The organism is Kitasatospora sp. NPDC058162, from assembly GCF_042884005.1.
Taxonomy (GTDB): Bacteria; Actinomycetota; Actinomycetes; order Streptomycetales; family Streptomycetaceae; genus Kitasatospora.
The window spans coordinates 161,958-187,159 of sequence record NZ_JBHVUS010000013.1; the positions used below are offsets into that span (position 1 = coordinate 161,958).

The window sequence follows — 25,202 nt, forward strand, 5'->3', positions numbered from 1 at the left end:
GCTGTGTAGCGTTCGGGGTGTAAGAGGGCGGGCGGCGCAGCAGCCGCGGTGTGGGAGGTAGATGTCGTGACGGACACGGTCGAGGCGGGCGTGGTCGAGGCCGGCGAGGGCGGCGGGCTGGAGCTGCCCGAGTCCTGGCGCGCGGTGCTCGGTGCCGAGACGGAGAAGCCGTACTTCGCGGAGCTGGCGGCCTTCGTGGCGGCCCAGCGCGCGGAGCACGAGGTGTTCCCGCCGAGCGGCCAGGAGTTCGCCGCGCTCCAGGCCACCCCGTACGAGAAGGTCCGGGTGCTCGTCCTCGGCCAGGACCCGTACCACGACAACGGCCAGGCCCACGGCATGAGCTTCTCGGTGCTGCCCGGGACGAAGACGCCGCCCTCGCTGCGCAACATCTTCAAGGAGCTGGACGCCGACCTCGGCATCCCCGCCCCCGACAACGGCTACCTGATGCACTGGGCCGAGCAGGGCGTGCTGCTGCTCAACGCGGTGCTCACGGTCCGCGCCCACGAGGCCAACTCGCACAAGGCGAAGGGCTGGGAGAAGTTCACCGACGCGGTGATCAAGGCGGTGAGCGAGCGCGAGGAGCCGGTGGTCTTCGTGCTGTGGGGCAACTACGCCAAGAAGAAGCTGCCGCTGATCGACACCGAGAAGCACGTGGTGGTCCAGGGCGCGCACCCGTCGCCGCTGTCCGCCAAGCTGTTCTTCGGCAGCCGCCCGTTCTCGCAGATCAACGAGGCGCTGGACGGCTTCGGCGGCGAGTCGATCGACTGGCGGGTGCCGGACCTCAAGCAGGGCTGACGCGCACTCGGTCTGTCGGTGGCCGTGGGTGGACGGGGTTCGGATTCCCGTCCGCCCACGGCCACTTGGCGTTCACCGGTGGCGGCCGTCGGTCCGGGCCGGGTGTGCTTAGCTGGTGCCGACCGGTCGCCGGACCGGTCCGACGGGGGCGGGAGTCGGCTCGGAGGGGCGGTACGTGCGCGGGGTGGGACGGGCAGGAACGATTCGGTGGGTCGGGCTGATCGCGGGTCTGGCGCTGCTGGCGGTCGCCGGGTGCGGCGCCGAGGGCGGCGGGGGGAGCAGCGGGGGAAGCGGCGGGCTGGGTGGATCCCCCGGCGGCCCCGAGGCCGCCGGAGCGTCCGGGCCTCCTGGAACCTCTGGAGCCCCTGCCGTCAGTCCGACGGTCGGCTCCGCGGGTCTCGACCAGCTTCCCGGGCAGGCCTTCTACGTCTCCGACCGGACCAACGCGGCCCAGCAACTCGCCGTGCTGCGCGGCCAGGGCCGTACCGCCGAGGCCGGCACCCTGCTGCGGATCGCCGCCCAGCCGTCCTCCCAGTGGCTCGGCGAACAGGGCGCCCGGGAGATCGCCGACCAGGTGAGCCGACGGGCCACCGAGGCCGGCCGGACGGCCGTCTTCGTCGCGTACGACATCCCGCACCGGGACTGCGGCCAGTACTCGGCCGGCGGTGCTCCCGACGCCGCCGCCTACCGCTCCTGGATCACCGGCGTCGCCGAGGCCCTCGGCGACCGCAAGGCCTGGGTGGTGCTGGAGCCGGACGCGGTCGCCCACACCCTGGACACCTGCGGGATCAAGGGCGACCTGGCCGCCGAGCGCTACGGCCTGCTGGCCTTCGCCGTCCAGGAGTTGAAGAAGCGTCCCAACGTCCGGGTCTACCTGGACGCGGGCAACCCGGGCTGGGCGCAGGACCCGGACGAGATGGCCGGGGCACTGCGCAAGTCCGGCATCGCGGCGGCGGACGGCTTCGCCGTGAACGTCGCCAACTTCTACCCGACCGACCGGAACGCGGCCTACGGCAACCGGCTCTCCGCCGCCCTGAGCGGGAAGCACTTCGTCATCGACACCAGCCGCAGCGGCAACGGCTCGGCGGGCGCCGACTCCTGGTGCAACCCGCCCGGCCGGGCGCTCGGCGAGGCGCCGACCACCGAGACCGGGCGGCCCGGGGTCGACGCCTACCTGTGGATCAAGAACCCGGGGGAGTCGGACGGCGAGTGCGGCCGCGGCGAACCCCGGGCGGGCCAGTTCTGGCTGCCGTACGCGCTCGGGCTGGCGCAGGCGGCACGCTGAGGCGCGGTTCGCTGGGCCGCGTCGGCCTGCGGCGCGTTGAGCTGCGCCGCGCTGGGCGGTCAGCCGGTGACCTGGACCCAGCGGGCGACCGACGGGGTGCCGGCGGCGTCCGTCAGGAACAGCATGTACCAGCCGGGCGGCAGCAGGTTCGGGTTGCCGGGGAGGGTGAGCGACACCCCGTCGGCGGTGCGCCCGGTGATGTCCAGCGCGACCGAGCGCTGCTCGACGTCGGTCACGTGGGTCACCGAACTCGGCCTGATCAGCTTGGCGGTGGCCACCGCGTCCGGCCGGGCGGTGCCGACCCGGACGGTGCCGCCGAGCTTGGCCGCCGTCGGCGCGGCCGTCACCTCGGGGCGGTCGCCGTGGTACAGGTACGGCGGGGTGTAGATCTCGATGCGCTGCTCGAAGCCGCCGGGCTGGGTCTCGGCCTTGTCGGCGAACAGCGGGTTGGAGCCCAGCACGGCGACCCGGCCGTCCGGCAGCAGCAGTGCCTCGGAGTGGTAGTCGCGGCCGACGGCGGGCTCGGCGGCGGTGCTGAAGGTGTTGGAATCCGGGTGGTACACCTGGGCCTTGAGCAGGTCGCTGTCGCCCCGGCCGCGGTAGCCGCTGGAGCCGCCGGTGGTGAACACGGTGTCGTCCGGGAGGACCACGCTGTTGAGGTAGCGGGTCCCGCCGGCCGGCAGGTCAGGGCCCGGGACGAAGGCGGGCTTGGGCGCGGACAGGTCGACGATGTCGGTCCGGGCCGTGGACAGCGGGGACTCGCCCACCCCGCCGCCGCCCAGCACCATGACCTTCTGCGCCTGCGCGGGCGGCAGCAGCACCGACGCGGAGGTCTCGGTCAGGTTCGGGTCGCGCAGGCCGGGGACGGGCTGGAAGCCGTTGTTCGAGAGGTCCCAGACACCCGGCTCGCGGCCCTTCTCGGCGGGGCCGTAGCCCGCGTTGGAACCGGAGTAGAAGAGCTTGCCGGAGGCCGTCAGGAAGATCGACGGGTAGGTCGGGAAGTAGCGGTCGGGGCCCTTCGCCCAGGTCTTGGACTTCGGGTCGTAGACCTCGTTGTCGTTGCCGTTGAGGATCTGCCCGGTGTCGTCCAGGCCGGAGACGGTGACCACCCGGCCGTCGCCCAGCCCGGTCAGGGTCGGGTACCAGCGGGCGTGCGCCATGTCGGTGACCTGCTCGTAGAGCTCGGTGTCCGGGTTGAACTCGAAGGCGGAGCGGATGCCCTGGTACTCCTGCTTGTCCAGGGTCAGCTTCTCGCTCTGCCCGTACAGGTTGTGGGCGTCGGCGCCGGTCAGGCCCTTGATCCGGTACTGGGCGGGGGAGTCGCTCACGTAGTCCCGGCCCTCGCCGACCGCCTCGACGAACACGTGCTGCTCGCCGGCGGTGACCACGGTCTGCTTCCCGGCGCCGCTCTTGGTCGCGGCGGGGACGGTCACCGGGACGGTGCTGGCGTACTCCCGGCCGTTGGGGGCGACGAACACGGTGCCCTTGGGGAAGGTGCGGTCGCGGTCCGGGCTCTCGTTGCGCACCCGCATCACGCCGGCCGCCTTCTTCACCGCGCCGTCCAGCTTCTCGTACCGCTGGGTGCCGCCGGCCACCAGCACCCGGCCGTCCGGGAGGGAGGCGTGGCCGCCGCAGAACATGTCGGCGGGGGTGGGTATCAGCTTGTAGGTGTTCTTCGCCGGGTCCCAGAGCAGGCTCTTGAAGGTGCCCGCGTTGAACTGCTTCTCGTCGTTGCCGGAACCGGCCACGATGAGCACCTTGCCGGTGCGCAGCAGGGTGGCGTGGACGGCGTTGACCCGGAACTCGGCGGGCAGCGACAGGGTCTGCCAGTGGCCGTACTGCGCCTTGTACTCGGGGCGGTTGATCACGTACTGGTGGTACTGGTCGCTGGCGAAGCCGAGGACGGCCGGGGCGTTCATCCCGGCGACGGTCAGCGCGACGGTGCTGCCGAGGGCGAAGCGCTTGGTGCGGCCGGTCTTGTGGATCTTCACGGTGGTGGTCCCCTCGGGAGGCGGGCGGGACTGGTTCGGTGGGCCGGGGCCGGGGCTTGAGTCGGGGCCTGGGCCTGCTGCTTAGCGGGTGGGCGTGCTGCGCTCGGCGTGGTCGGGCGCCAGGTCGTCCGGTGGGACGAGGCGGAGCGTGACCGTCGGGTTGTCGGGCGCGGCCAGGCGGAGTGCGAGGGTGGGGCTGTCGAGCGCGTCGGGCCGGGGCGGGGTGACTGCCGGTGGCGCTGTTGTCGCCTGTCCCGTTCCCGTTCCCGGTCCCGTTCCCGGGCGGCCGCGGGCGTGGCGCGGAGGACGCTTCTCCAGCAGGACCTTGGGGGTCCCGGTCGGGTCGCCGGTCACGGTCAGGGTGGCGGTGGGCCGGGTGCGGAGGCGGCGGACGGCGTCGCCGGCCGAGATCAGCAGCGGCAGCACGGTCAGTCCCAGGGCGATGCAGGCCCAGGTGCGCATCGCGACGTGGTCGTAGCCGGTGTGGAAGGACGCCGCGACGGCGCCGCCGAACACCACGGTCCAGAACAGGTGGTAGCGGAAGGTGCCGATCCGGTCGGCGCTGGCCTCACGGCCCTTGGGCGTCACCACGAAGCCGCCGCGGCGGCGCACCAGCGCCTGGAGCAGCGAGGCCGCGTACACCGGGCCGCATAGCGCCGACATCACCATGCCCGCGACCCCGGAGGAGCCGGCCGGCTCGTGCGGGCTCACGTTGTGCTTGCGGTTCCAGGTGTAGAGCAGGAGTTGGAGCGCGGCGGCGTCGCTGTAGAGCATCATCCAGAGCTCCGAGGAGACGTGCACGCCGGAGGCGCCGAAGCCCAGGTAGAGCACGCTGGACACGCCGCCGAGCAGCCAGGTGAGCGCCGCCATCGGGTAGAAGCCCACCATCAGCGTGTAGTTGAGCAGCCGGCCGGGTGACAGCCGCCAGAGCACCCGCCAGTACTGGGTGAGCAGGGTCTCGTAGGTGCCGCGGCTCCAGCGCAGCTGCTGGGAGAAGAAGTCGGTCCAGGAGGACGGGCCTTCGCCGACGGCGAGCACGTCCGGGGTGTACACGGACTTCCAGTTCTCCCCCGTCTCCGGGTTCCGGTTCCGGTGGAACTCCAGACCGGTTGCCATGTCCTCCGTGATGGAGTCGTACAACCCGCCGATCGACTGGAGCGCGCGGATTCGGACGGCGTTGTTGGTGCCGACGAACATCGGTGCGCCGTAACGGTTTCCGGCGCGCTGGATGAGTGCGTGGAACAGGTACTGCTGGCTCTCGGAGAATTTGGTGACGGCCGAACCCGAGCTGCGGTAGTTCCCGTACACCTGGGGTCCGACCACGAATGCCACGTCCGGATCGCGGAAGTAGCCGAGCATGCGCTCGCAGAAGTCGGGCAGCGGTACGTGGTCGGTGTCGACGGACACCCAGAAGTCGTAGTCGTCGCCGTGGGCCTGGAGCCAGGCGTTGTAGTTGCCGTGCTTGGTCCGGGCACGGAACCGCCCCTTCGGCTGGTTCCAGTGCGGGCGGCCGGCGCGGCTGAAGTGGCGGACGCCCAGTTCGGTGCAGAGGGCCCGCATTGCAGGATCGTTTCCCTCGTCCAACAGCCAGACGTCGTACGGTCCTTCGTGCCGGACGCTGCGGGCCGCCACCAGCGTGGCCCGCACCATCTCCGGCGGCTCCTTGCCCGGCACGCAGGTGGTGAGGAACGCGACCCGGGTGCCGGACTCCGGCGTCACCGGTATCGGATCCCGGGCCACCAGGGTCGCGTGGGTGTTGGAGACCACGTTGACCAGCCGGAACACCTCGACCACCGCGATGATGCCGATCATCACCTTGTCCCCGAGCAGCACCAGGACGTCGGTCTCGTCGGGGCGCTCCGGCCAGTGCTCCGGCAGCAGCAGCCAGACCAGCAGGATCGCCTCCACCAGCGGGGCCGCCACCAGCAGCAGGGCGGCGCGGAACCGGTGCGGATCGTGCCGCAGCAGGCTCCGGTACTGGACCCGGTAGGGGGCGCCCGGCTCGGTGCCCGGCTTCGTGCCCGGTTCGGTGCCGGGCTTCGCGCCCGGCTCGGTGCCCGTGGACCCCCGGGGGCCGGCGGGCTCCGGCCGGTAGACGCCGCCACCGAGCTCCCGGTCCTCGTCCGGATCGACGGCCGGACCGGCCAGGCGGCTGAAATGGCCGTAGTCGTACGGGGCCTCGGGCACCGGCTCGGCGCGCAGTGCGACCTCGTCGACCTGCGCGGCGCCTCGGTCGCGGTCGCGGTCGCGGCCGCGGCTGCGGCTGTGGCCTCGGCGGCGGTCAAGGTCCGTGCCCTGACGGGCCGTTCCGTCGTCCATTCGTCGCGAGGACGGATCGGTCATGACGTGCTCCCCCCGGAGTTTTGCGACGTTCTGTGCTTGGCGGTGCTCGCCTCGCCCCGGAGCCGCCCGGGCAGAACGCGAAACCGGGAATCCCGTATCGGGAACCCGATACGTGGAGTGTGTGCGACCGGTTCGGTCATGGGCCGGCACGGCGGCTTCCAATGCGGGATCCCGACGCACTATCCAGCTTCCCCACCGGGCGCGAAGGGATCCGCGGCTTGCTCAACTCTCGTGGAGCGTAACGCTGATCGCAACCGTTCCACGCGACGATCACTGCTCAGGCGTGAAGATACTACGGTTCCCGGCCACGGTGGCTTGCGATGGTGCTAATGCAGCGGAATTCGGCACGGCGGTGAGTGGACGATGCCACAGCGGGTAAGCGAACGGCCGGAACGCCGGAGGGAGTTGTTCCCAGGCGATCCGGCCGGGTGCGGCTGGCTGTGTCGAACCGGGTTGGTGCAGGTCAGAGTTCGATGCGGGTCGCAGTTCGGTGCGGGGCCAGAGTTCGGTGCGGGGCCAGAGTTCGGTGCGGGTCAGAGCGGCGGCAACAGGGCGGCGCCGGTGGCCGCCTGTACCTCGGCCGGGCTCACCCCCGGGGCCGTCTCCACCAGGCGCAGCCCCTCCGGGGTCACGTCGACGACGGCCAGATCGGTGACGATCCGGTCCACCACCCGCCTGCCGGTGGCGGGGAGCGAGAGCTCCCGGACGATCTTCGGTGAGCCGTCCCGCGCGGTGTGCTCCATCACGACGATCACCCGGCGGGCACCGTGCACCAGGTCCATCGCGCCGCCCATCCCCTTGACCATCCTGCCGGGGATCATCCAGTTCGCGAGGTCCCCGGCCGCTGACACCTGCATCGCGCCGAGCACCGACACGTCGATCCGGCCGGACCGGACCATGCCGAAGGAGGAGGCGGAGTCGAAGTACGAGGCCCCGGGCGCGACCGTCACCGTCTCCTTGCCCGCGTTGATCAGATCGGCGTGTTCGGCGCCCTCCACGGGGTACGGACCCACACCGAGGATCCCGTTCTCCGAGTGCAGCACCACCTGGACGCCCGGCGGGAGGTGGTCGGGGATCAGGGTGGGCAGCCCGATGCCCAGCTTCACGTACTGCCCGTCGCGCAACTCCCGGGCGGCGCGGGCGGCCAGGGCGTGGCGCGGGTCGTTCGGGGGTGTGGCCGTCGTGGCGGTGGGTGCGGTGGGTGCGGGCGTGGTGGTGGCGGGCATGGGTTCAGGCCTCCTGGCGGGCGGGGCGGGCGGTCCGGCGCTCGATGCGGCGGTCGGCGGGATCGGCGGCCACCACCCGGTCGACGTACACCCCGGGCAGGTGCACCGCGTCCGGGGGCAGCTCGCCCGGTTCGACGATCCGGTCCGCCTCGACCAGCGTGATCCGGCCCGCCGCCGCGCAGAGCGGGTTGAAGTTCCGGGCGGCCGCGTGGAACGCGCAGTTGCCGTGCCGGTCCGCGACCTCCGCCCGGACCAGCGCGAAGTCCGCCGTGATCGCCTCCTCCAGCAGGTACCGGCGGCCGCCGAACTTCCGCACCTCCTTGGGCGGTGAGGCCAGCGCCACCGAACCGTCCGCCGCGTGGCGCCAGGGCAGTCCGCCCTCCTCGACCTGGGTGCCGACCCCGGCCGGGGTGAAGAACGCCGGGATGCCGGCACCGCCGGCCCGCAGCCGCTCGGCCAGCGTGCCCTGGGGCGTCAGCTCCACCTCCAACTCCCCGGTGAGGTACTGCCGGGCGAACTCCTTGTTCTCGCCGACGTACGAGGAGGTCATCCGGGCGATCCGGCCCGCCCGCAGCAGCAGGCCCAGCCCCCAGTCGTCCACCCCGCAGTTGTTCGACACCACGCGCAGCCCGGTGGTGCCGGCCTCCACCAGGGCGCCGATCAGCGTGCTCGGGATGCCGCAGAGGCCGAAACCGCCGACGGCCAGCACCGCGCCGTCGGGGATGTCCCCGACCGCGGCGGCGGGGGAGTCCAGGACCTTGTCCAAGGGATCACCTCATGGGGGTGTCGGAGGGGATGTGGTGTGGGGGGAGCGAGGGCGGGGCCGACCCCGGAGCCGCCCGGCGGCCGGGCCGCTCCCCCCGTTCCCACCGTCCCCGGACGTGGGGCGCCGCAGCCATGGCGGTCGTCGCCATGGCCGATCGCGGACCCGTGGCGACGGGCCACATCCGCGCGCCCGGGCGGCGGCGCCGGGCCGGCGGTATGTCGACCGGAGCCACAGCAGGGCACGTCGCTACGTCGATCGGTCACATGTCGCCGGTCGCACCGCACACCTACGGTTCCGGCATCCACCCCGCCGCACCCCAGGAGTCGGTCACCATGCGCAGCACCACAGTCCCCACCAGGACCGCCTCCGGCACCCGCCCGGGCGGGGCTCGCACCGGTGGCCCGACCCGGAGGCTCGCCGCCCTCGCGGCGTGCGTCCTGCTCGCCGCCGGCTGCGCCAAGGCGGGCACCGCAGGAACGGACGCGGCGGGCGGCGGTGGCGCGAAGGCACCGGTCAAGGTCGGCCTGGTGTACTCCAAGACCGGTCCGCTGGCGGCCTACGGCAAGCAGTACCTGGACGGTTTCAAGGCCGGCCTGGGCTACGCGACCAAGGGCACCGGTGAGGTCGACGGGCACCGGATCGAGTTCGAGGAGCAGGACGACGCGGGCGATCCGGCGAAGGCGGTGTCCGCCGCCAAGGACCTGATCGGCAAGGGCTACAAGGTCCTGGCCGGCTCCACCGCCTCCGGTGTCGCCCTCCAGCTCGGCCCGATCGCCGCCCAGAACAAGGTGCTCTTCATCAGCGGCCCGGCTGCCGCGGACAAGGTCACCGGGCTGAACAAGTACACCTTCCGTTCCGGCCGCCAGTCCTACCAGGACATCAGGACGGCGGCCTCGTTCATCGGTGACGCCAAGGGCAAGAAGGTCACCGTGCTCGCCCAGGACAACGCCTTCGGCCAGGCCAACGTGGCCGCTGTGAAGGCCGTGCTCGGCACCCAGGGGGCGACGGTGGAGCAGGTGCTCGCCCCGCCGAGCGCCACCGACCTCACCCCCTTCGCGACCCAGGCCAAGACCGCCAAGCCCGACCTGCTGTTCGTCGCCTGGGCGGGCGACACCGCGGCGGCCCTGTGGACGGCGCTCAACCAGCAGGACGTGTTCACCGACACCAAGGTCGTCACCGGCCTGGACCTGGCCGCCTCCTACCCGCTGTTCGGCCAGGCCGGCGAGAAGATCTCCTTCCTGAACCACTACTTCGGCGGCGCCGCCGGGACCCCGGTGGAGAAGGCCATGACCGAGGCTGTCACCGCCGCCGGCGGCAGGACCGACATCTTCACCCCGGACGGCTTCACCGCAGCCCAGATGATCGTGCACGCCGTCGAGGCCGGCCACGGTTCCGCCGACGACACTTCGGCTCTGGTCAAGGCGCTGGAGGGCTGGAGCTTCGACGGGGTGAAGGGCCGCACCACGGTCCGGGCCGAGGACCACGCCCTGCTCCAGCCGATGTTCCAGGTCCGGCTGACCGGCACCGGCGCCGCCGCCAAGCCCTCGGTGGAGAAGGCCCTGACCGCGGACGAGGTGGCGCCCCCGGTCACCCCGATGGCGGGCTGATCCCGATGCCCGTTCCTGCCGCTTCCTTCCCTGATTCCTCCGCTCCTGTTTCCTCTGCTCCTTCGAACTGCGTTCCTGACGTTTTTTCGCCGGTGCTGCGCCTGGACGGCCTCGGCTGGTCCGTGCGCGGCGTGCCGATCGTCGAGGACGTCTCCTTCTCGGTCGGCGAAGGCGAGTTCATCGCCTTCATCGGGCCCAACGGCGCCGGCAAGACCTCCCTCTTCAACCTGATCTCCGGCATCTACCCGGCGACCCGCGGCAGCCTCCACCTCGACGGCGCGGACATCAGCACCGAGGCCGTGCACGCCCGGGCGCGCCGCGGTCTCGGCCGCACCTTCCAGACCTCCTCGCTCTGGCCGGGGATGACGGTCGCCGACCACGTCCGGCTGGCCGCCCAGGCCGCAGCCGGGCCGCGGGTTTCGTACCGCCTCTGGCGCCGCGCCGACCGCTACCCCGAGCAGGTGGCCGACATCCTGCACCGCACCGAACTCACCCACCGTGCCGACACCTTGGCCGGAGCGCTGTCGCACGGCGAGAAGCGCAAGCTCGAACTCGCCGTCCTGCTCGTCTCCGACCCGAGGCTGATCCTGCTGGACGAGCCGATGGCCGGTGTCAGCGCGGAGGAAGTCCCGGCCCTCACCGAGCTGATCCGTACCGTGCACCGTGAGCTCGGCCGCACCGTCCTCATGGTCGAGCACCACATGGACGTCCTGCTCGGCCTGGCCGACCGCCTGGCGGTGATGCACCACGGCACCCTGCTCGCCCTGGACACCCCCGAGGCCGTGATGGCCGACCCGACCGTTCAACAGGCCTACCTGGGTGAGGCGTTGTGACCTCCTCTCCGCGCCCCTCGGCGCCTCTGCGCTCCGCTTCCGTCCCGTCCTCCGGCCGGGCTTCCGTTCAGTCCTCCGTTCCGCCGCCCGCTGCCGGCCTGTCCGCTGTCGAACCCCTCCTCTCCGTCCGCGACCTGCGTGTGGTCATCGACGGGTTGCACATCCTGCACGGCGTCGACCTCGATGTGGCCCCCGCCGGTGTCACCGCGCTGCTGGGGCGCAACGGCGCCGGCAAGACCACCACGGTCAAGGCCGTCATGGGCCTGGTGCCGCGTACCGGGAGCATTCGACTCTCCGGTGCTGAACTCAGCTCCCTCCCTACTCATTCGGTGGTTCGTCATGGCATCGGGTACGCACCCGAGGACCGGGGGATCTTCGCCGGCCTGACGGTCGCCGAGAACCTCCGTCTCGCCGAGCGCGGAGCCCGGGGCGGGGTCGGGGCGGGTGAGCCGAATTACTCGCTCGTCCACGAGCTCTTCCCCGAACTCGAGCAGCGGGCCGGACAGTTGGCCGGGACGCTTTCCGGGGGCCAGCAGCAGATGGTGGCGATCGGCCGGACGCTGCTCAACCGGAACCGGCTGATCATCGCTGACGAGCCCACCAAGGGCCTGGCGCCGAAGATCGTCGCCGAGGTGGCCGAGGTGGCCGAGGTGCTGGCGCGGGCGGCCGAGGCCGTGCCCGTTCTCCTGGTCGAGCAGAACCTCGCACTCGTCCGCCGCCTGGCCGGCACCTGCGTCGTCCTGGCTGACGGCCGGACCGCCCACCGGGGTGACACCGCCGAGCTGTTGGCCGACGAGGAGGCCGCCCGCCGCCTGCTCGGCGTCGGCTCCCGTCACCCGCTCGCCAGCGGGCCCCGGCCCGCGGCCTCCCCGGCCACCCCTGTCGTCACCGCGGAGGTGAAGCCCTGATGGACACCGTCGTTCTCCTTTCCTGTACTGGCCTCGGTCTTGGTGCGCTGTACTTCCTGGTCGCCTCCGGCCTCTCGTTGATCTTCGGTCTGATGGATGTGCTCAACTTCGCGCACGGCGCCCTGCTCTCCATCGGCGCCTATGCGACCTGGTGGGCCGGTGCCCAGGCCGGCCTCTCCTTCTGGCTCGCGGTGCCGTTCGGCACCCTGGTCGGGACGGTCGCCGCCGTCCTGCTCGAACTGTTCCTGATCCGGCCGCTCTACAGCCGCCCGCGCGACCAGATCCTCGCCACCGTCGGGGTCGGACTCGCCGTACCCGCCCTGCTCATGGGGATCTGGGGCGCGGACGCCCGCCCCTTCCCGCAGCCGGCCCTCCTGGCCGGCACCTGGCACGTGCTCGGTGCGACCGTCCCGGTCAACCGCTTCGTGCTCGTGGCCGCCGCTGTGCTGTTGTTGCTCGCTCTTCGGCTGTTCCTCGCCCGCACCCGCTACGGGCTGATCGTCCGGGCCGGCGTCGAGGACCGCGCGATGGTCACGGCGCTCGGCATCGACGTCCGGCGGGCCTTCACCCTCGTCTTCGCCATCGGCGGGGCGGCCGCCGCGCTGGGCGGCGCCCTCGGCGGCCTCTACTTCGGTTCGGTCAATCCCGGCCAGGGGACCGGCCTGCTCATCTTCGCCTTCGTCGTCGTCGTGATGGGCGGCATGGGCTCCGTGACCGGGGCCGCCGCCGCCTCGGTGGGCGTCGGCCTCGTCCAGCAGTTCGCCAACTACTACACGGGCGCCGGGCTCGGCGACCTCTCGGTCGTCGTCCTGCTCGCCGTACTGCTTCTGGTCCGACCCCGTGGACTCACCGGGAGGCTCGCGTGAGCGCCGAAACTCCGATCACGAGCGCCGGTGGCCCCGCGGTCGCCCGCAGCTCCGCCACCTCGACAGGGGGGACTGACACCAGCCCTGTCGCAACCACCATGTCAGCAGAGGGGACTGACACCAGCTCTGCCGACACCGCCACTGTGGCAAGGGGGACTGACACCAGCCTTGCCGAGACCCATTGTGAACACAAGGACGAGCCAGGCGCCATCCCTCGAACGAGTGATCCAGTCACTAATCGCTGGACAGTGGTGCACGGAGCGCTACGCTGGTGGCCGATCGCCCTGCTGATCACGCTCCTTGTCGCCCCATACAGTGCGCTTCCCGTCCCGGGACTGCTCGACGGCCCGCTCGGCAGCCCCGGAAGTCTCCAACTCATCGCCCTGTGCCTGCTCTACGGGGCCCTCGCCACCGGCTACGACCTCCTGCTCGGTCGCACCGGACTGCTCTCCTTCGGCCACGCGCTCTACTTCGCGACCGGCCTCTACGCCACCGACCTCGGCATGCTCGAACTGCAACTCCCCTTCGCCGCCGCCGCGCTGTTCGGCGTCGCCTGCACCGCGGCGCTGGCCCTGCTGCTCGGCTCGGTGAGCCTGCGGGTCACCGGCATCGGCTTCTCCATGGTCACCCTCGCGTTCGCCCAGGCCGGTGCGATCCTCGTCCAGCGCAACCCCGGCGGTGCCACTGGCGGGGAGGAGGGCCGCTCCGCCCCGGCCGACCTGCTGCCGTCCGGCCTGCTCGGGATCGAGAACACCGCCAACCTCTACTGGATCGCCGTCGGTTACCTGGTGCTGACGGTCGCCGCGGTCCACTGGGCCGTCAACTCCCCGGCCGGGCGGGTCTGGGAGGGGATCAAGGAGAACGAGCGCCGGGTGGAGGTGCTCGGACTGCGGCCCTACGGCTACAAGTTGGTCGCCTTCGTGCTGTCCGGTGTGCTCGCCGGGCTGGGCGGGGTGGTCTACCTGCTGCTCACCGGCGGGGCGACGCCGCAGGCCGCCGGCTCGGACGCCACGCTCGCGCTGCTGGTCATGGTGGTCCTCGGCGGCTCCGGCACCCGCTGGGGGCCGCTGCTCGGTGGCGTGCTCTACACCTGGGCCGGCCACCGGCTCGGCGACCTCGCCAACTCGCACACCGTCGCGGACCTGCCCGCGGCGCTGCGGGTGCCGCTCTCCCAACCCCTCTTCCTGCTGGGCGCCTTGTTCGTCGCGGTGGTCTACCTGTTGCCCGGCGGCCTCGCTAGACTGCCCGCCCGCATCCGCGCTGGCCGATCCGCCCGCCCGGTCCGCACACCGGCCGGCGCGCGCCCGGCCCGTCCCACCGGAGGTACTCCCGCGTGAGCCACGCGCCGCTGAAGCCCGAGGAATCGACCGTCCCCGTACCCGGTGGGGACCTGGCCGTCCTGTCCTGGCCCGCCGACCGGCCGGGGGCCCCGACGGTCGTGGCGGTGCACGGCATCACGGCCAACGGCCTGGCCTGGTACGAGGTCGCCCGCCGGCTCGCCGGGCGGGCCACCCTGCTGGCCCCCGACCTGCGGGGCCGCGGCGCCAGCCGCTCGGTCACCGGACCGTACGGGCTGGCCCGGCACGCCGACGACGTGGCCGCGCTGATCGACGGGCTCGGCGCGGGGCCCGTCGTGGTCGTCGGCCACTCGATGGGGGCCTGGGTCACCGCCCTGACCGCCGTCCGGCACCCCGAACTCGTCAGCCGGGTCCTGCTGGTGGACGGTGCCCTGAGCTTCCCGCTCCCGGGCGATGTCCGCGAGGAGGACGCCCTGGCCGCGGTGCTCGGCCCCGCGCTGGCCCGGCTGTCGATGACCTTCCCGGACCGTGCCACCTACCGGGGGTTCTGGCAGCGCCACCCGGCGCTCGGCGACTGGTCCGACGGGATCGACGCCTACACCCAGCGCGACCTCGTCGGCGCGGAGCCCGAACTGCGGTCCTCCTGCCTGCTGGAGGCCGTGCAGACCGACGGCGCCCAGGTCCTGTTGGACCGGGAGGCGGCCGAGGCCGTGCACCGGCTACCCTGCCCGGCCGAACTGCTCTGGGCGGAGCGCGGCCTGCTCGACGAGCCGCAGGGCCTCTACGACGAGCAGCGGATCGGGCTGTCCGGGCTGGACCGGGAGCGGGTGCCGGCCTCGCCCGTGCCGGACAGCAACCACTACTCGATCCTCTGGGGCGAGGCCGGGGCCGAGCTCATCGTCCGCAAGCTGCTCGCGGACGCCCCCGCCGCCGGATAGGCCCGAGGCAACGGGCCCGGCGGCTCCGCGCCGGGACGACGACGGCCGGCGGGGTGCGAACACCCCGCCGGCCGGAGTCCGGGCGGGTCAGCCCGCCGCGCCGAGGAAGCTCTCCCAGCCACCGGCCGGCGCCTGGCCGACGTTGAGGGTGCGCAGCTTGCGCAGGGTCGACTGGTCCTGCACCTCCAGCCATTCGACCAACTGCTTGAAGGAGACCAGCCGGACCTCGGGCTTGCCAGCGATGGCCTTGAGGGCTTCCTCGACGGCGTCCATGTAGATGCCGCCGTTCCACTGCTCGAAGTGGTTGCCGACGAAGAACGGCGCCCGGTTGCTGTTGTAGGCGCGGTCGAACCCGGCCAGGTAGGAGTTGGTGGCCTGGGTGCGCCAGTCGTTGTACTTGGAGGGGTCGCCCTTGGTGCTGCCGCTGGACTGGTTGGCCAGGATGTTGTAGTCCATCGACAGGACCTGGAAGGTGTGTCCGGGGAAGGGTATGGACTGCAGCGGGAAGTCCCACACCTTGCCGTCCTGCACCTTCTGCGGCCATATCTGGAGCCCGCCGGCGGAACTGGCGTCGTACTTCCAGCCCAGCTTGGCGATGGTCGGCAGCAGCGCCTTCTGGCCCTCGAGGCACGGGGTGCGGCCGCCGATGAGCTCCTTCTTGTAGTCGAAGGGCAACGGGTCGACGTCGGTGAAGCCGGTGTTGGTCCGCCACTGGGTGACGAAGGATATCGCCTGGTCGATCTCGCTCTGCCAGTCCTCCGGGGTCCACATGTTGACCCCGTTCTTGTCCGGACGGCTGGAGCAGAAGTGCCCGTTGAAGTGGGTGCCTATCTCGTGCCCGGCGAGCCAGGCCTGGCTGACGAGCTTGAGGGTGCTCTTGACCGCGCCGTCCGACAGGTACGGGATGTCGGAGGCGCCGACCGCGTGCTTCGGCGGGTGGTACAGCTGGGACTTGCCCTTGGGCAGGGCGTAGATGCCGGAGAGGAAGAAGGTCATCGTGGCCTTGTACTGCTCCGCCAGCTTGAGGAAACGGGGGAACTGGCCGTCGTCGGTGCCGCCCGCGCCGTCCCAGGAGAAGACCACGAACTGCGGCGGGCGCTCGCCCGGCTTGAGCTTCTCGGGCTTGGGCTGGTTCGGCTGCGGACCGGTGTCCGCGTTGGATCCGTCACCGATCGGGGCGCCCTTGGGAACCGCCGCCTGGGTCGGGTCGGTGGTGCCGCTCTGGCCGGCGTTGGCATTGCTGCCGGAGGAAGGTGAGGTGGAGTTCTGCCCCGAACCGGATCCGCCGCTGGAACAGGCCGAGACCGCGCCGAGGGCTGCGGTCGCAGCGGTCGCACTGAGCACCGTCCTGCGCGAGATGCTGGTCATGGTCTCCCCTGGTACCGGTCGACCGGTGGTGAGGGCGACCCGGGGCCGCACCGGTCAAATCGGGCAATTGATGAATATTCCGCCGTTAGCATGTCATGTCGCCGTAGCGGCTTCCAAGGTCGCCTGGCTCCGACGACAGTCAACACGCCGGGGGTGCCCGGCTGGGCTGCAGGGATTCGTCGTCTGTTGCGGTCCTGTGACGCTTCGCATTGCGTGCCGTCAGGGAAGTACGGTACCGCCGCTCCACCCGCACCGGTCAGAGTTCGTCAGCGCTCGGTACGGAGCATCGCCTGTAAGGGGCAATTGTGCTCCTGGCGGCGCCCCGCGGTCAGACGTGGCCAGGAGCGGCCAGGAGCGGATAGGGACGGCCGGACGCGGTCGGACCCGGCCAGTTGTCGCCGCGCGCAGGCCGCCGGTCGTTCCCGGACCGGTCAGACCATGGCCAGTCGCCGATGACGGCGCACTACTCGCGCGATCGCGGTGCTGACGGCGGTGGCCGCCGCGCACGAGACGGCCAGGCTCAGCCAGGCGGTGTTGAACCAGTGGCTGTTCAGCCAGCCCAGCGTCACGATGTAGGCGGCCCAGACCAGCGCCGCCAGCGCCGACCAGTGCAGGAACCGGTGCGGATGCGCGGGGGAGTGGCCGATGGCCAGGTCCAGGACGGTCCGGCCGGCCGGGACGAACCGCGCGATCACCACCATCGCGGCCGCCCCGCCGTGCGGGCGCTCGAGCAGTGACTGCTGCACCCTGGCCACGCTGGCCGCCAGCTTCGGGCGTCTGGCGAGCCGGCGCTGCAGCAGCGGGGCGCCGCGCCGGGCCAGGTGGAGCAGTAGGACGTCACCCAGGAAGGAGGCCACCGCCACGCCCAGGCCGAGCAGTATCGGGGCACCGTTGATCTGCGCCGTCTTGAGCACGGCCAGGATGACCAGGGTGCCGCTCGGGATGAAGGGGAGCAGCGCGTCGCCGAGTACGGCGAAGAGCGCAAGGGCGCAGATCCACGAGGATCCGATCGCCGCCACGAAGTTCAAGGCCCTACTCCCTCCACGCCGCCCTGGTGGAGCAGGTGGCTCTGAGGTCAACGCTAGCGCTTCGACTTTTCATGCCATGAAGCACCCCGGTGCGGCGGAGGTCACAGCAGGTGATCGCGGCGTGCGGATCCCGCCGACCGGAGTGCGGCCCGCCACGGTCGGGCGGGCTCCGAGGCGGGCGGTGGCGGGCCGGGGGTCGAGCACGGGGCCGGGCCGCCGGAAACGGAACGAGCCCCCGGGGCGGGGTGCCGCACCGAGGGCTCGCAGGGATCGATCGGTGCTGGTCCAGCCCGACGACCTTGCTGACGGAACACGGATCCGCTCGATGATCCAGCTCCTGATCGTCAGCCTGCCCGAAGCCGGCGGCCGATCGCGAGCGCTGCGGCTGGCGAGTTCCGACCCTGGCGTGAAGTCGCCATCCGTGTCGGACTGCTGGCTCTGAGTCATCCGAACGGTCGGTCGGCCGACCCGTGCGAACCGGGCGAGCGGCAGCCGCCCCGGACACGGACCGCACACGGACCGGTCCCGAAACTCATCCGAATCTCATCCGGACCGCACGCGAACCGCACGGGAACGGCACCGACATCGAGCGGCAGGCGCGGGAACAGCACGCCCGCGACCGTGGTTGACCCCCGTCGGCAGCAGCGACCGCCGGGCCGTCCGAGACCCGCGCGGCCGCCCACGACGGCCGGCTCGCAGCAGAGCCGGACCACCACAGCCAGGAGGGCGGACGGCATGACCACCGAGGACCAGCAGGAGCACGGAACCGGGCCGGGGGCCAGCGAGGCGATCCGGGGCACCGCCCGCGGCACGGCCCCCGCTCCGCTCTCGATCCTCGACCTGGCCACCGTCGGCGTCGGGTACACGCCCAGCGAGGCCCTGGCCGCCACCACCGAGCTGGCCCGCCGGGCCGAGCGGTGGGGCTACCACCGCTTCTGGGTCGCCGAGCACCACGGCATGCCGGGAGTGGCCAGCTCCACCCCGGCCGTCCTGATCGCCCACCTCGGGGCCAACACCACGACGCTGCGGCTCGGCTCGGGCGGCGTCATGCTCCCCAACCACGCGCCGCTCGCCATCGCCGAGCAGTTCGGCCTGCTGGAGGCCCTGCACCCCGGCCGGATCGACCTCGGACTCGGCCGCGCCCCCGGCACCGACCAGGCCACGGCCCGCGCGCTGCGCCGCGGCGTCTCCGAGGGCGCGGACGACTTCCCGCTCCAGCTCTCCGAGCTGACCCACTTCCTCGAAGGGGACTTCCCCGCCGGTCACCCCTACGACCGGCTGACCGCCGTGCCCAAGGGCGAGGGCCGGCCGCCGGTCTGGCTGCTCGGATCCTCCGGCTTCAGCGCCCAGCTGGCGGGCCGCCTCGGCCTCCCGTTCGCCTTCGCCCACCACTTCAGCAGCGCCAACACCATCCCGGCCCTGGACCTGTACCGGACGTCCTTCCGCCCCTCCGCCGTGCTCAGCGAGCCGTACGCGCTGATCGGGGTGAGCGCCGTCGCGGCCGAGGACGAGACCGCCGCCCGTCGCCTCGCCCGTTCCGCGGCCCTCGGCATGCTCCGGCTCCGGCGCGGCAACCCCGGCCCGATCCCCACCCCGGAGGAGGCCGAGGAGTACCCGTACAGCCCGGTCGAGGCGGACTTCATCGACAACTGGCTGGACAACGTGGTGCTCGGCGCCCCGGGCCAGGTCGCGGACGGCCTGGAGGCCCTGCGCAAGCGGACCGGTGCGGACGAGCTGATGGTCACCTCGCACATCCACGGCCATGAGGCCCGGCTCCGCTCCTACGGCATGATCGCCGAGGCCTACGGTCTGACCGCGACGACCTGACGGCAACGAGCTCAGCGACACGGTCTGACCGCGACGGCCTGACCAGGCCCGCCCCGCCCCGCCCCGCTGCGCCCGCCCCGTTCCGCCCCCACCCCGTCCGGCTAGCGGCCGCTCGGGGTGGGGCGGCCCTCGCGGAGTATCGCCGCGACGAGTTCGGCCTCGCCGGGTCGGGCGAAGTACCAGCCCTGGGCGGTGTCGCAGCCGGTGAGGCGGAGCCGCTCGGCCTGGGCGGCGCTCTCGATGCCCTCGGCGGTGACGGTCAGTCCGAGGGTGTGGGCCAGCTGCACCATCGCGCCGACGATCTGCTCGTCCGCGTCGCTGCGCCGGGAGCGGAGCTCCGGTCGGTCCGGCCGGTCCGCGGCCACCACGCCCTCGGCCGCGCCGCCAGCCGCGCCGCCGGCCGCGCTCACGGCCGGGGCCGGGGCGGGGGCCGGGTCGCGGAAGCCCTCGATGAACGTCCCGTCGAGCTTCAGGACGTGCACCGGCAGTCGGGAGAGGTAGGCCAGGTTGGAGTAGCCGGTGCCGAAGTCGTCGATCGCGATCCGCACGCCCATGTCGGCGAGCGCCTGGAGAGCCTGGAGCGGACGGCCGCCCGGGCCGAGCAGGGCGCTCTCGGTGATCTCCAGTTGCAGCAGCCGGGCGGGCAGGCCGGTGTGTTCGAGGGCGCGGGCGACGTCGGCGACCACGTCGGAGTCCCAGATCTGGCGGGCCGCCAGGTTGACGCTCACGAAGGTCTCGGTGTCCGGGAACTCGGTGAGCCACTGCCGGGCCTGGCGGCAGGATTCCTCCAGCACCCACTTGCCGAGCGGCACGATGGCGCCGGACTCCTCGGCGAGCGGGATGAAGCGGTCGGGGGAGAGCGTCCCGTAGCGGGGGTGGCGCCAGCGGACGAGCGCCTCGGCACCGTGCACGGTGCCGTCGGCCAGGCCGACCAGCGGCTGGTACTCGATGGTGAACTCGCCGCGCTCCAGGGCCGGCCGCAGTGCCGTGGCGAGCAGCTGGCGGGTGAGCTGGTGGGCGCCGCGGTCCGGGTCGTAGAGGGTCCAGCGGGCGCGGCCGTCGGCCTTGGACCAGTAGAGGGTGGCGTCGGCGTCCTTGAGCAGGTCGGTCGGGGTGGTCTCGTGCACCGACCGTTCGACGACGCCGACGCTGGCGGTGATCACCAGCCGGTGCCCGGCGACGTCGAAGGGGCGCTCCAGCGCCTCCAGGAGCCGTCCGGCCAGGGCGGTCAGTTGCTCGCTGTCGACGCTGTCGGTGACCAGGACGGCGAACTCGTCGCCGCCCATCCGGGCCACCAGGTGGGCGTCCCGCTCCGCCGCTTCGGCGAGTCCGCGCCGGAGCCGGGTGGCGACGGCGACCAGCAACTGGTCGCCGATGTGGTGGCCGAGGGTCTCGTTGATCGCGGCGAAGCCGTCGAGGTCCAGGTAGCAGACGCCCACCCGCCGTCCGTCCGCCCCGGTGGCCCGCCGCCCCCGGTCCGTGCGGTGATCGCGGTTCCCCCGGCTGCCGGGGGCCTCGGTGGTCGGCAGGCAGGCGGCGTCGAGCCGCTCGAAGAAGAGGGTCCGGTTGGGCAGCCGGGTCAGCGGGTCGTGCAGGGCCTGGTACTCCAGGCGGTCGCCGAGCAGGCGCTGCTCGGTGAGGTCCTCGACCAGCGCGAGGGTGTAGAGCGGCTGCCCGGCGGGGTCCCGGATCAGCGAGACCGTCACCTTGCCCCAGACCGTGTGGCCCTCGCGGTGCCTGAGCTGCTTCTCCACGCGGAACCGTTCCCGCTCGCCGTGCACGAGGCCGTCGAAGAGCCGGTGCGGCAGGCCCTCCGGGTCGATGATCTCGTGCAGGTGGGTGCGGGCCAGCTCGCCGACGCCGCGGCCGACCAGCGCGGCGAAGGCGGGGTTGACCTCGATGATCCGGTCCTCGGGGTCGATCAGGGCCATGCCGATGACGGCGTCGCAGAAGGCGGCCCGGAAGCGGGACTCGCTGGCCCGGAGGGCCGTCAGCAGCCGGTCGGTGTCGCCGCCGGGCCGGCCTGGGGCGTCGGCGTCGCCCGCGTGCGCACCGTCGGCCAACGGGGCCGAGCAGGTGGGGCAGAGCCGCACCTCCGGGGCCTCCAGGGTGCCGCAGCCGGCGGCCGACGAAGCGGAGAGGACGGCGGAGGCGGCGGAGGAAGGGGCGGACGAAGCCACCGCCGCCATGAGGGCCACCGGGTCCAGGCCCACCGGTTCCAGCCTCACCGGCTCCGGGCCCACCGGATCGAGGAGCGGCGCGGCGGGGTGGCGGTGGTGGGACGAGCGGTGGTGTGACGATTCCTCGTGTCGCACGCCTGGGTGGTGTGCGTCGGCCCCCTCGTTCTGGCCCGGCACGGCATGCTCCCGTCCGCTGCTGACGCTTGACGATGGTCCGCCTGGCCGATCGGGAATCCGGCGGCCGGCTCCGCACTCTGTCGAGGTCTCGGGGCCGGTCCGCTGAGGGGCGTCCGCCGTGGGGCGTCGTCGCGCGGGGACCCGGGTGGAGAACAGGGCGCTGCGGCCGATCATAGGCCGCGACGGCAACGCGCGGTGACCGCCGGCAGGGTGATTCGCCCCGTTTGGGATCATGCGTGGCAGAACGTTCAGACGCCCCCGGTACACCTCACGTGAGGTGCGCCGGGAGCGCGTGCGCCGAGACCGCGCCCCCGGGCGCTGGTTGCGCGCCGGGGGCGGGGCCGGGGTGCGCCCCGGACGGCCGGGGCGGCGGTCAGGCCAGCTTGGCCGTGAGGGTGATGGTGGTACCGGTCAGGGCCTGGCTGACCGGGCAGTTGGCCTTGGCGTCCTCGGCGGCCTTCACGAAGCCGGCCTCGTCCAGTCCGGGCACCGCGCCGGTGACGGTCAGGTGGATCCCGGTGATGCCGGTGCCGGGCTGGAAGGTGACGTCGGCCTGGGTGTCCAGCGTGGTGGGCGGGTTGCCGGCCTTGGTCAGGCCGTTGGAGAGGGCCATCGAGAAGCAGGCGGAGTGGGCGGCCGCGATGAGTTCCTCGGGGCTGGTCTTGCCGTTGGGCTCCTCGGCGCGGGCCGGCCAGGAGACGGGGTACTCGCCGATCCCGGAGGAGGCGAAGGTCACCTGCCCCTTGCCGTGCAGGAGGTCGCCCTCCCAGGCCGTGCGGGCGGTGCGAGTGGTTGCCACGATCGGTTCCTCCAGTGCTGACAGTGCTGAGGGACTGTTGAGTCGTCACTTCCGGTCATGCACGCACCAGACTACGGGCAGCCCCGCCGCGGAGCCGGGCGGCGGACGGTCCGACCGGCTGTCCGGATGTTGGACGGTTCCTCCGGACGGTGCCGGTCCGGCGCGGGGGCCCTGTTAGATTTGCCGGGGCCCGAGCCCGGCCGCCGTACGGTCGGGCGCCCACCCCAGACACCGGGAGCCGCCCCGATGACGGACCAGCCCACGACCCCCGACGCCGGCGCGCCCGAGGGGATCGACGACGCGGTGCGGGCCGAGCTGACCAGCCTGCGCGAGAGCATCGACAACATCGATGCCGCGGTGGTCCACATGCTGGCCGAGCGCTTCAAGGCGACCCAGCGGGTCGGCCGGCTCAAGGCCGAGCACAAGCTGCCGGCGGCCGACCCGGCCCGGGAGCGGGACCAGATCAAGCGGCTGCGGGAACTGGCCGCCGGGGCCAAGCTCGACCCGGTCTTCGCCGAGAAGTTCCTGAACTTCATCATCGCCGAGGTCATCCGCCACCACGAGGCCATCGCCCGCGCCTGAACGCGCCCCCGAGGCGTCCCCCGGGCGACTCCGGGCGACTCCGGGCAACACCAGGGAACTCCACGGCGGCGCAGCGCCGGTACCGAGCCCGTGCCGCGCCGGTATCGGACCGGCTCTGCCCCTGCGGCCGGGCGATGTCGGGGGAGGCTAAGTCCCGGATTTCGTGCGGTCCCCCGGTTGGCGTAGCGTGCAGGTTTCCCCAGCCGGAGAGGTGGAGCAGCGACGATGGCGGTGAACCTGCCCGAAACGCCGAGCGGAGCTCCCAGCGGATCCGCCGTACCAGCCCCCCGGGACGCCCAGGACGGGCCGCACGGTCCGGGTGCGTCAGGCGGCCGTGCCGGGGCCCGTCGCCGGGCCGGGGGTTCGCGCGGTCGCAAGGCCCGCCGGGCGGGGCGCAGGCCCCGGCCGTGGTGGATCGAGATCCCGGCGATGGCGGCGGTCGGGCTGGTGGTCGCGCTGCTGATCAAGACCTGCCTGTTCCAGGTCTTCACCATCCCGTCCGGGTCGATGGAGAACACCCTGCGGATCGGCGACCGGGTCGGTGTGAACAAGCTCGCGCCGCTGACCGGCTGGACGCCGGAGCCGGGGCAGCCGGTGGTGTTCAAGGACCCGGGGAACTGGCTGCCGCCTCAGCCGGTCGACACCAACCCGCTCACCAATGCCGTGAGCTCGGTGCTGAGCTTCGTCGGGCTGGTGCCGCCGAAGGACGACAACTACCTGGTCAAGCGGGTCATCGCGACCGGTGGCCAGACCGTTCAGTGCACGGGCACCACGCTGTCCGTCGACGGCAGGAAGGTCGACGAGCCGTACCTGCACCCCGGCGACGACTCCTGCGCGGGCCTGGACTTCGGTCCGGTGAAGGTGCCCGCGGGCTACATCTGGGTCGAGGGCGACCACCGCAGCGACTCGGCGGACTCCCGCTGGCACCGGCAGGGGCCGGGCGGCGGCGCCGTGCCGGTGGGCAACGTGGTGGGCCCGGTGTCGGCCGTGGTGTGGCCGGTCAGTCACCTCGACTGGTTCGGCTGGACCGGCCGCTGACCCGGGAGGCGGTCGCTCCCGCAGCGCCCGCTCCCGCAGTGCTCGCACCCGAGGCCGTCGCTCCCGAAGCCGTCGCTCCCGAGGCCGTCGCGCCCATGGAGCTCGCACCCGCTCCAGCAGTGACCGCCCCAGCAGCGGCGCCCGCCTCGGCGGGCTTCGCCGTCGGCGGCCGGCTCGTCTGCGCCACGAAGGCGCCCGCCAGGACCAGCAGGCCGCCCGCCACCTGCGGCAGCCCCAGGTGCTCGCCGAGCAGGACCCAGGCCAGCACGGTGGCGACCACCGCCTCCAGGTTGGCCACCACCCCGGCGATCGGCGGCGAGAGGTACCCGACGGAGATCACGCCGGTCAGGTAGGCGAGCACGGTGGCGACCAGCACCATCCAGGCGGCCGGGATCAGGGCGGGCAGGCTGTGCCCGTTCATCACCACGGACTCGCCGAGCGGGCTCCAGTCGGCCTGCCAGGGCCGGGTGACGACGGTGAGCAGGACGGCACCGATCAGCAGCCCGTACGCGCTGACGGCCAGCGGGTCGACCGGGCGCTCGCCCCGGCGGCCCGCGTCGGCGAGCACGAAGTAGCCGACCTGGCAGCAGGCCGCGCCGAGGGCGAACAGCACGCCCAGCGCGTCGAAGCTCAGGCCGTTCCAGACCTCCACCACGCAGGCCAGTCCGGCCACCGCGACGCCGGCGCCGATCGCCGCGCCCCGGCTGATCGGCTTGCGCTGCACGAACTTGACGTAGCCGATCAGCAGCGGCGGCCCGAGGTACTCGATGAGCAGGGCGACGCCGACCGGGATGCGGGAGATCGCGGCGAAGTAGCAGGCCTGGACGCCGGCCACGGCGAGCAGGCCGAAGCCGATCAGCAGGCCGGGGCGGCGCAGGACGGCGTCCCGGTGCCGGTAGGCGATCGGGAGCAGGGCGACGGCCGCCCCGGTGACCCGGAGCCACACCACGTGCAGGGGGGAGAGTCCCGCCTCGATCAGCGGTTTGGCCGCGGTGCCGGAGCCGCCGAAGGCGAAGGCGGAGACCAGCGCGAGGCCGAGGCCGAGGGTTCTGCCCGAGGGGCGGGTGGGCGAGGCCGTTGATCTGTGCACTGGCGCATTGTGACAGTCATACCGATATCTCGGTAAGGCACCATTTCGTCATTTGGTCCTGGTCTCAACTGTCCGCAGAGGCGTGATCACCGCAACCGAGCGGCACCGACCGCCCCCGACCGCCCCCGACCGCCCCCGAGCGGCGCCGACCGCCCCCGAGCGGCACCGACCGCAACCGATCAGCACCGACCGGATCACCGAAACCTCCGACAACGACGTCGGCCGTCGGCCGGACCACCAACCCGAGGTCAGTGGTC

Annotated in this window: 21 protein-coding genes; 12 read left to right on the forward strand and 9 right to left on the reverse strand. The window is 72.6% G+C overall.

Features of this window, described 5'->3' with window-relative positions; genetic code table 11:
• Nucleotides 1–66: 66 nt before the first annotated feature.
• Together ACFVXG_RS24225 and ACFVXG_RS24230 are read left to right on the forward strand one after the other, a co-directional pair.
• The gene (locus ACFVXG_RS24225) at nucleotides 67–795 is read left to right on the forward strand and encodes a uracil-DNA glycosylase (protein ID WP_387930477.1); all 729 of its coding nucleotides are present in this window, start codon (nucleotides 67–69) and stop codon (nucleotides 793–795) included.
• 175 nt (nucleotides 796–970) lie between these two features.
• On the forward strand, nucleotides 971–2,080 hold the full coding sequence (locus ACFVXG_RS24230) for a glycoside hydrolase family 6 protein (protein WP_387930478.1): 1,110 nt from the start codon (nucleotides 971–973) through the stop codon (nucleotides 2,078–2,080).
• A 59-nt stretch (nucleotides 2,081–2,139) separates the two neighbouring features.
• Here the strand turns inward: ACFVXG_RS24230 and ACFVXG_RS24235 are convergent, their stop codons facing one another.
• The 4 genes from ACFVXG_RS24235 to ACFVXG_RS24250 form a co-directional block, all read right to left on the reverse strand.
• Complete coding sequence (locus ACFVXG_RS24235; RefSeq protein WP_387930479.1) at nucleotides 2,140–4,071, reverse strand: galactose oxidase-like domain-containing protein; 1,932 nt, start codon at nucleotides 4,069–4,071, stop codon at nucleotides 2,140–2,142.
• Between the two features lie 81 nt (nucleotides 4,072–4,152).
• Nucleotides 4,153–6,414, reverse strand: a complete 2,262-nt coding sequence (locus tag ACFVXG_RS24240; RefSeq protein WP_387930480.1) for a glycosyltransferase family 2 protein — start codon at nucleotides 6,412–6,414, stop codon at nucleotides 4,153–4,155.
• A gap of 533 nt (nucleotides 6,415–6,947) precedes the next feature.
• Entirely contained in the window at nucleotides 6,948–7,640 is a 693-nt protein-coding gene (locus tag ACFVXG_RS24245; protein WP_387930481.1) for a 3-oxoacid CoA-transferase subunit B, read from the reverse strand.
• Nucleotides 7,641–7,644: 4 nt separating this feature from the next.
• Nucleotides 7,645–8,406: a CoA transferase subunit A gene (locus tag ACFVXG_RS24250; RefSeq protein WP_387930482.1), complete on the reverse strand. Its 762-nt coding sequence runs from the start codon at nucleotides 8,404–8,406 to the stop codon at nucleotides 7,645–7,647.
• A 332-nt stretch (nucleotides 8,407–8,738) separates the two neighbouring features.
• On the opposite strand from ACFVXG_RS24250, the gene ACFVXG_RS24255 reads away from it, so the two are divergent.
• From ACFVXG_RS24255 to ACFVXG_RS24280, 6 genes are all read left to right on the forward strand, one after another.
• On the forward strand, nucleotides 8,739–10,013 hold the full coding sequence (locus ACFVXG_RS24255) for a substrate-binding domain-containing protein (protein WP_387930483.1): 1,275 nt from the start codon (nucleotides 8,739–8,741) through the stop codon (nucleotides 10,011–10,013).
• A gap of 92 nt (nucleotides 10,014–10,105) precedes the next feature.
• Entirely contained in the window at nucleotides 10,106–10,846 is a 741-nt protein-coding gene (locus ACFVXG_RS24260; RefSeq protein ID WP_387930484.1) for an ABC transporter ATP-binding protein, read from the forward strand.
• 98 nt (nucleotides 10,847–10,944) lie between these two features.
• Entirely contained in the window at nucleotides 10,945–11,754 is an 810-nt protein-coding gene (locus ACFVXG_RS24265) for an ABC transporter ATP-binding protein (RefSeq protein WP_387930504.1), read from the forward strand.
• Nucleotides 11,754–12,620, forward strand: a complete 867-nt coding sequence (locus ACFVXG_RS24270; protein WP_387930485.1) for a branched-chain amino acid ABC transporter permease — start codon at nucleotides 11,754–11,756, stop codon at nucleotides 12,618–12,620. Before ACFVXG_RS24265 ends, ACFVXG_RS24270 begins: the two co-directional genes overlap by 1 nt.
• Before the next feature lie 251 nt (nucleotides 12,621–12,871).
• Nucleotides 12,872–13,957 carry a branched-chain amino acid ABC transporter permease gene (locus ACFVXG_RS24275; protein ID WP_387930486.1) on the forward strand — a complete coding sequence of 362 codons (1,086 nt, stop codon included), beginning with the start codon at nucleotides 12,872–12,874 and terminating at the stop codon, nucleotides 13,955–13,957.
• Nucleotides 13,954–14,856 (forward strand): alpha/beta hydrolase, encoded by a 903-nt coding sequence (locus tag ACFVXG_RS24280; RefSeq protein WP_387930487.1) that lies wholly within the window; start codon nucleotides 13,954–13,956, stop codon nucleotides 14,854–14,856. Before ACFVXG_RS24275 ends, ACFVXG_RS24280 begins: the two co-directional genes overlap by 4 nt.
• Before the next feature lie 87 nt (nucleotides 14,857–14,943).
• Here ACFVXG_RS24280 and ACFVXG_RS24285 read toward each other — a convergent pair whose 3' ends face one another.
• Together ACFVXG_RS24285 and ACFVXG_RS24290 are read right to left on the reverse strand one after the other, a co-directional pair.
• Nucleotides 14,944–16,224, reverse strand: coding sequence for a hypothetical protein (locus ACFVXG_RS24285; RefSeq protein WP_387930488.1), 1,281 nt, complete (start codon nucleotides 16,222–16,224; stop codon nucleotides 14,944–14,946).
• 431 nt (nucleotides 16,225–16,655) lie between these two features.
• A complete protein-coding gene (locus ACFVXG_RS24290) occupies nucleotides 16,656–17,243 on the reverse strand; it encodes a DedA family protein (RefSeq protein ID WP_387930505.1) in 588 nt (195 codons plus the stop codon).
• A gap of 286 nt (nucleotides 17,244–17,529) precedes the next feature.
• Between ACFVXG_RS24290 and ACFVXG_RS24295 the strand changes: the two genes are divergently transcribed.
• Both ACFVXG_RS24295 and ACFVXG_RS24300 read left to right on the forward strand, forming a co-directional pair.
• Nucleotides 17,530–17,694, forward strand: a complete 165-nt coding sequence (locus tag ACFVXG_RS24295) for a hypothetical protein (protein WP_387930489.1) — start codon at nucleotides 17,530–17,532, stop codon at nucleotides 17,692–17,694.
• A 293-nt stretch (nucleotides 17,695–17,987) separates the two neighbouring features.
• On the forward strand, nucleotides 17,988–19,079 hold the full coding sequence (locus ACFVXG_RS24300) for an LLM class flavin-dependent oxidoreductase (RefSeq protein ID WP_387930490.1): 1,092 nt from the start codon (nucleotides 17,988–17,990) through the stop codon (nucleotides 19,077–19,079).
• A gap of 101 nt (nucleotides 19,080–19,180) precedes the next feature.
• Here the strand turns inward: ACFVXG_RS24300 and ACFVXG_RS24305 are convergent, their stop codons facing one another.
• Both ACFVXG_RS24305 and ACFVXG_RS24310 read right to left on the reverse strand, forming a co-directional pair.
• On the reverse strand, nucleotides 19,181–21,307 hold the full coding sequence (locus tag ACFVXG_RS24305) for a putative bifunctional diguanylate cyclase/phosphodiesterase (RefSeq protein ID WP_387930491.1): 2,127 nt from the start codon (nucleotides 21,305–21,307) through the stop codon (nucleotides 19,181–19,183).
• 502 nt (nucleotides 21,308–21,809) lie between these two features.
• Nucleotides 21,810–22,235, reverse strand: a complete 426-nt coding sequence (locus ACFVXG_RS24310; RefSeq protein WP_350504848.1) for an OsmC family protein — start codon at nucleotides 22,233–22,235, stop codon at nucleotides 21,810–21,812.
• A gap of 246 nt (nucleotides 22,236–22,481) precedes the next feature.
• On the opposite strand from ACFVXG_RS24310, the gene ACFVXG_RS24315 reads away from it, so the two are divergent.
• Both ACFVXG_RS24315 and lepB read left to right on the forward strand, forming a co-directional pair.
• Complete coding sequence (locus tag ACFVXG_RS24315) at nucleotides 22,482–22,817, forward strand: chorismate mutase (RefSeq protein WP_387930492.1); 336 nt, start codon at nucleotides 22,482–22,484, stop codon at nucleotides 22,815–22,817.
• 429 nt (nucleotides 22,818–23,246) lie between these two features.
• A complete protein-coding gene (gene lepB, locus ACFVXG_RS24320) occupies nucleotides 23,247–23,855 on the forward strand; it encodes a signal peptidase I (RefSeq protein ID WP_387930493.1) in 609 nt (202 codons plus the stop codon).
• Here the strand turns inward: lepB and ACFVXG_RS24325 are convergent.
• Nucleotides 23,818–24,945 carry a DMT family transporter gene (locus ACFVXG_RS24325; protein ID WP_387930494.1) on the reverse strand — a complete coding sequence of 376 codons (1,128 nt, stop codon included), beginning with the start codon at nucleotides 24,943–24,945 and terminating at the stop codon, nucleotides 23,818–23,820. The genes lepB and ACFVXG_RS24325 overlap by 38 nt on opposite strands.
• Nucleotides 24,946–25,202 lie beyond the last annotated feature (257 nt).

Coding starts and splice junctions, on each gene's coding strand:
- ACFVXG_RS24240 (WP_387930480.1), bottom strand. CDS start 6,414: ATGACCGATCCGTCCTCGCGACGAATGGACGACGGAACGGCCCGTCAG.
- ACFVXG_RS24245 (WP_387930481.1), bottom strand. CDS start 7,640: ATGCCCGCCACCACCACGCCCGCACCCACCGCACCCACCGCCACGACG.
- ACFVXG_RS24255 (WP_387930483.1), top strand. CDS start 8,739: ATGCGCAGCACCACAGTCCCCACCAGGACCGCCTCCGGCACCCGCCCG.
- ACFVXG_RS24270 (WP_387930485.1), top strand. CDS start 11,754: ATGGACACCGTCGTTCTCCTTTCCTGTACTGGCCTCGGTCTTGGTGCG.
- ACFVXG_RS24285 (WP_387930488.1), bottom strand. CDS start 16,224: ATGACCAGCATCTCGCGCAGGACGGTGCTCAGTGCGACCGCTGCGACC.
- ACFVXG_RS24300 (WP_387930490.1), top strand. CDS start 17,988: ATGACCACCGAGGACCAGCAGGAGCACGGAACCGGGCCGGGGGCCAGC.
- ACFVXG_RS24315 (WP_387930492.1), top strand. CDS start 22,482: ATGACGGACCAGCCCACGACCCCCGACGCCGGCGCGCCCGAGGGGATC.
- lepB (WP_387930493.1), top strand. CDS start 23,247: ATGGCGGCGGTCGGGCTGGTGGTCGCGCTGCTGATCAAGACCTGCCTG.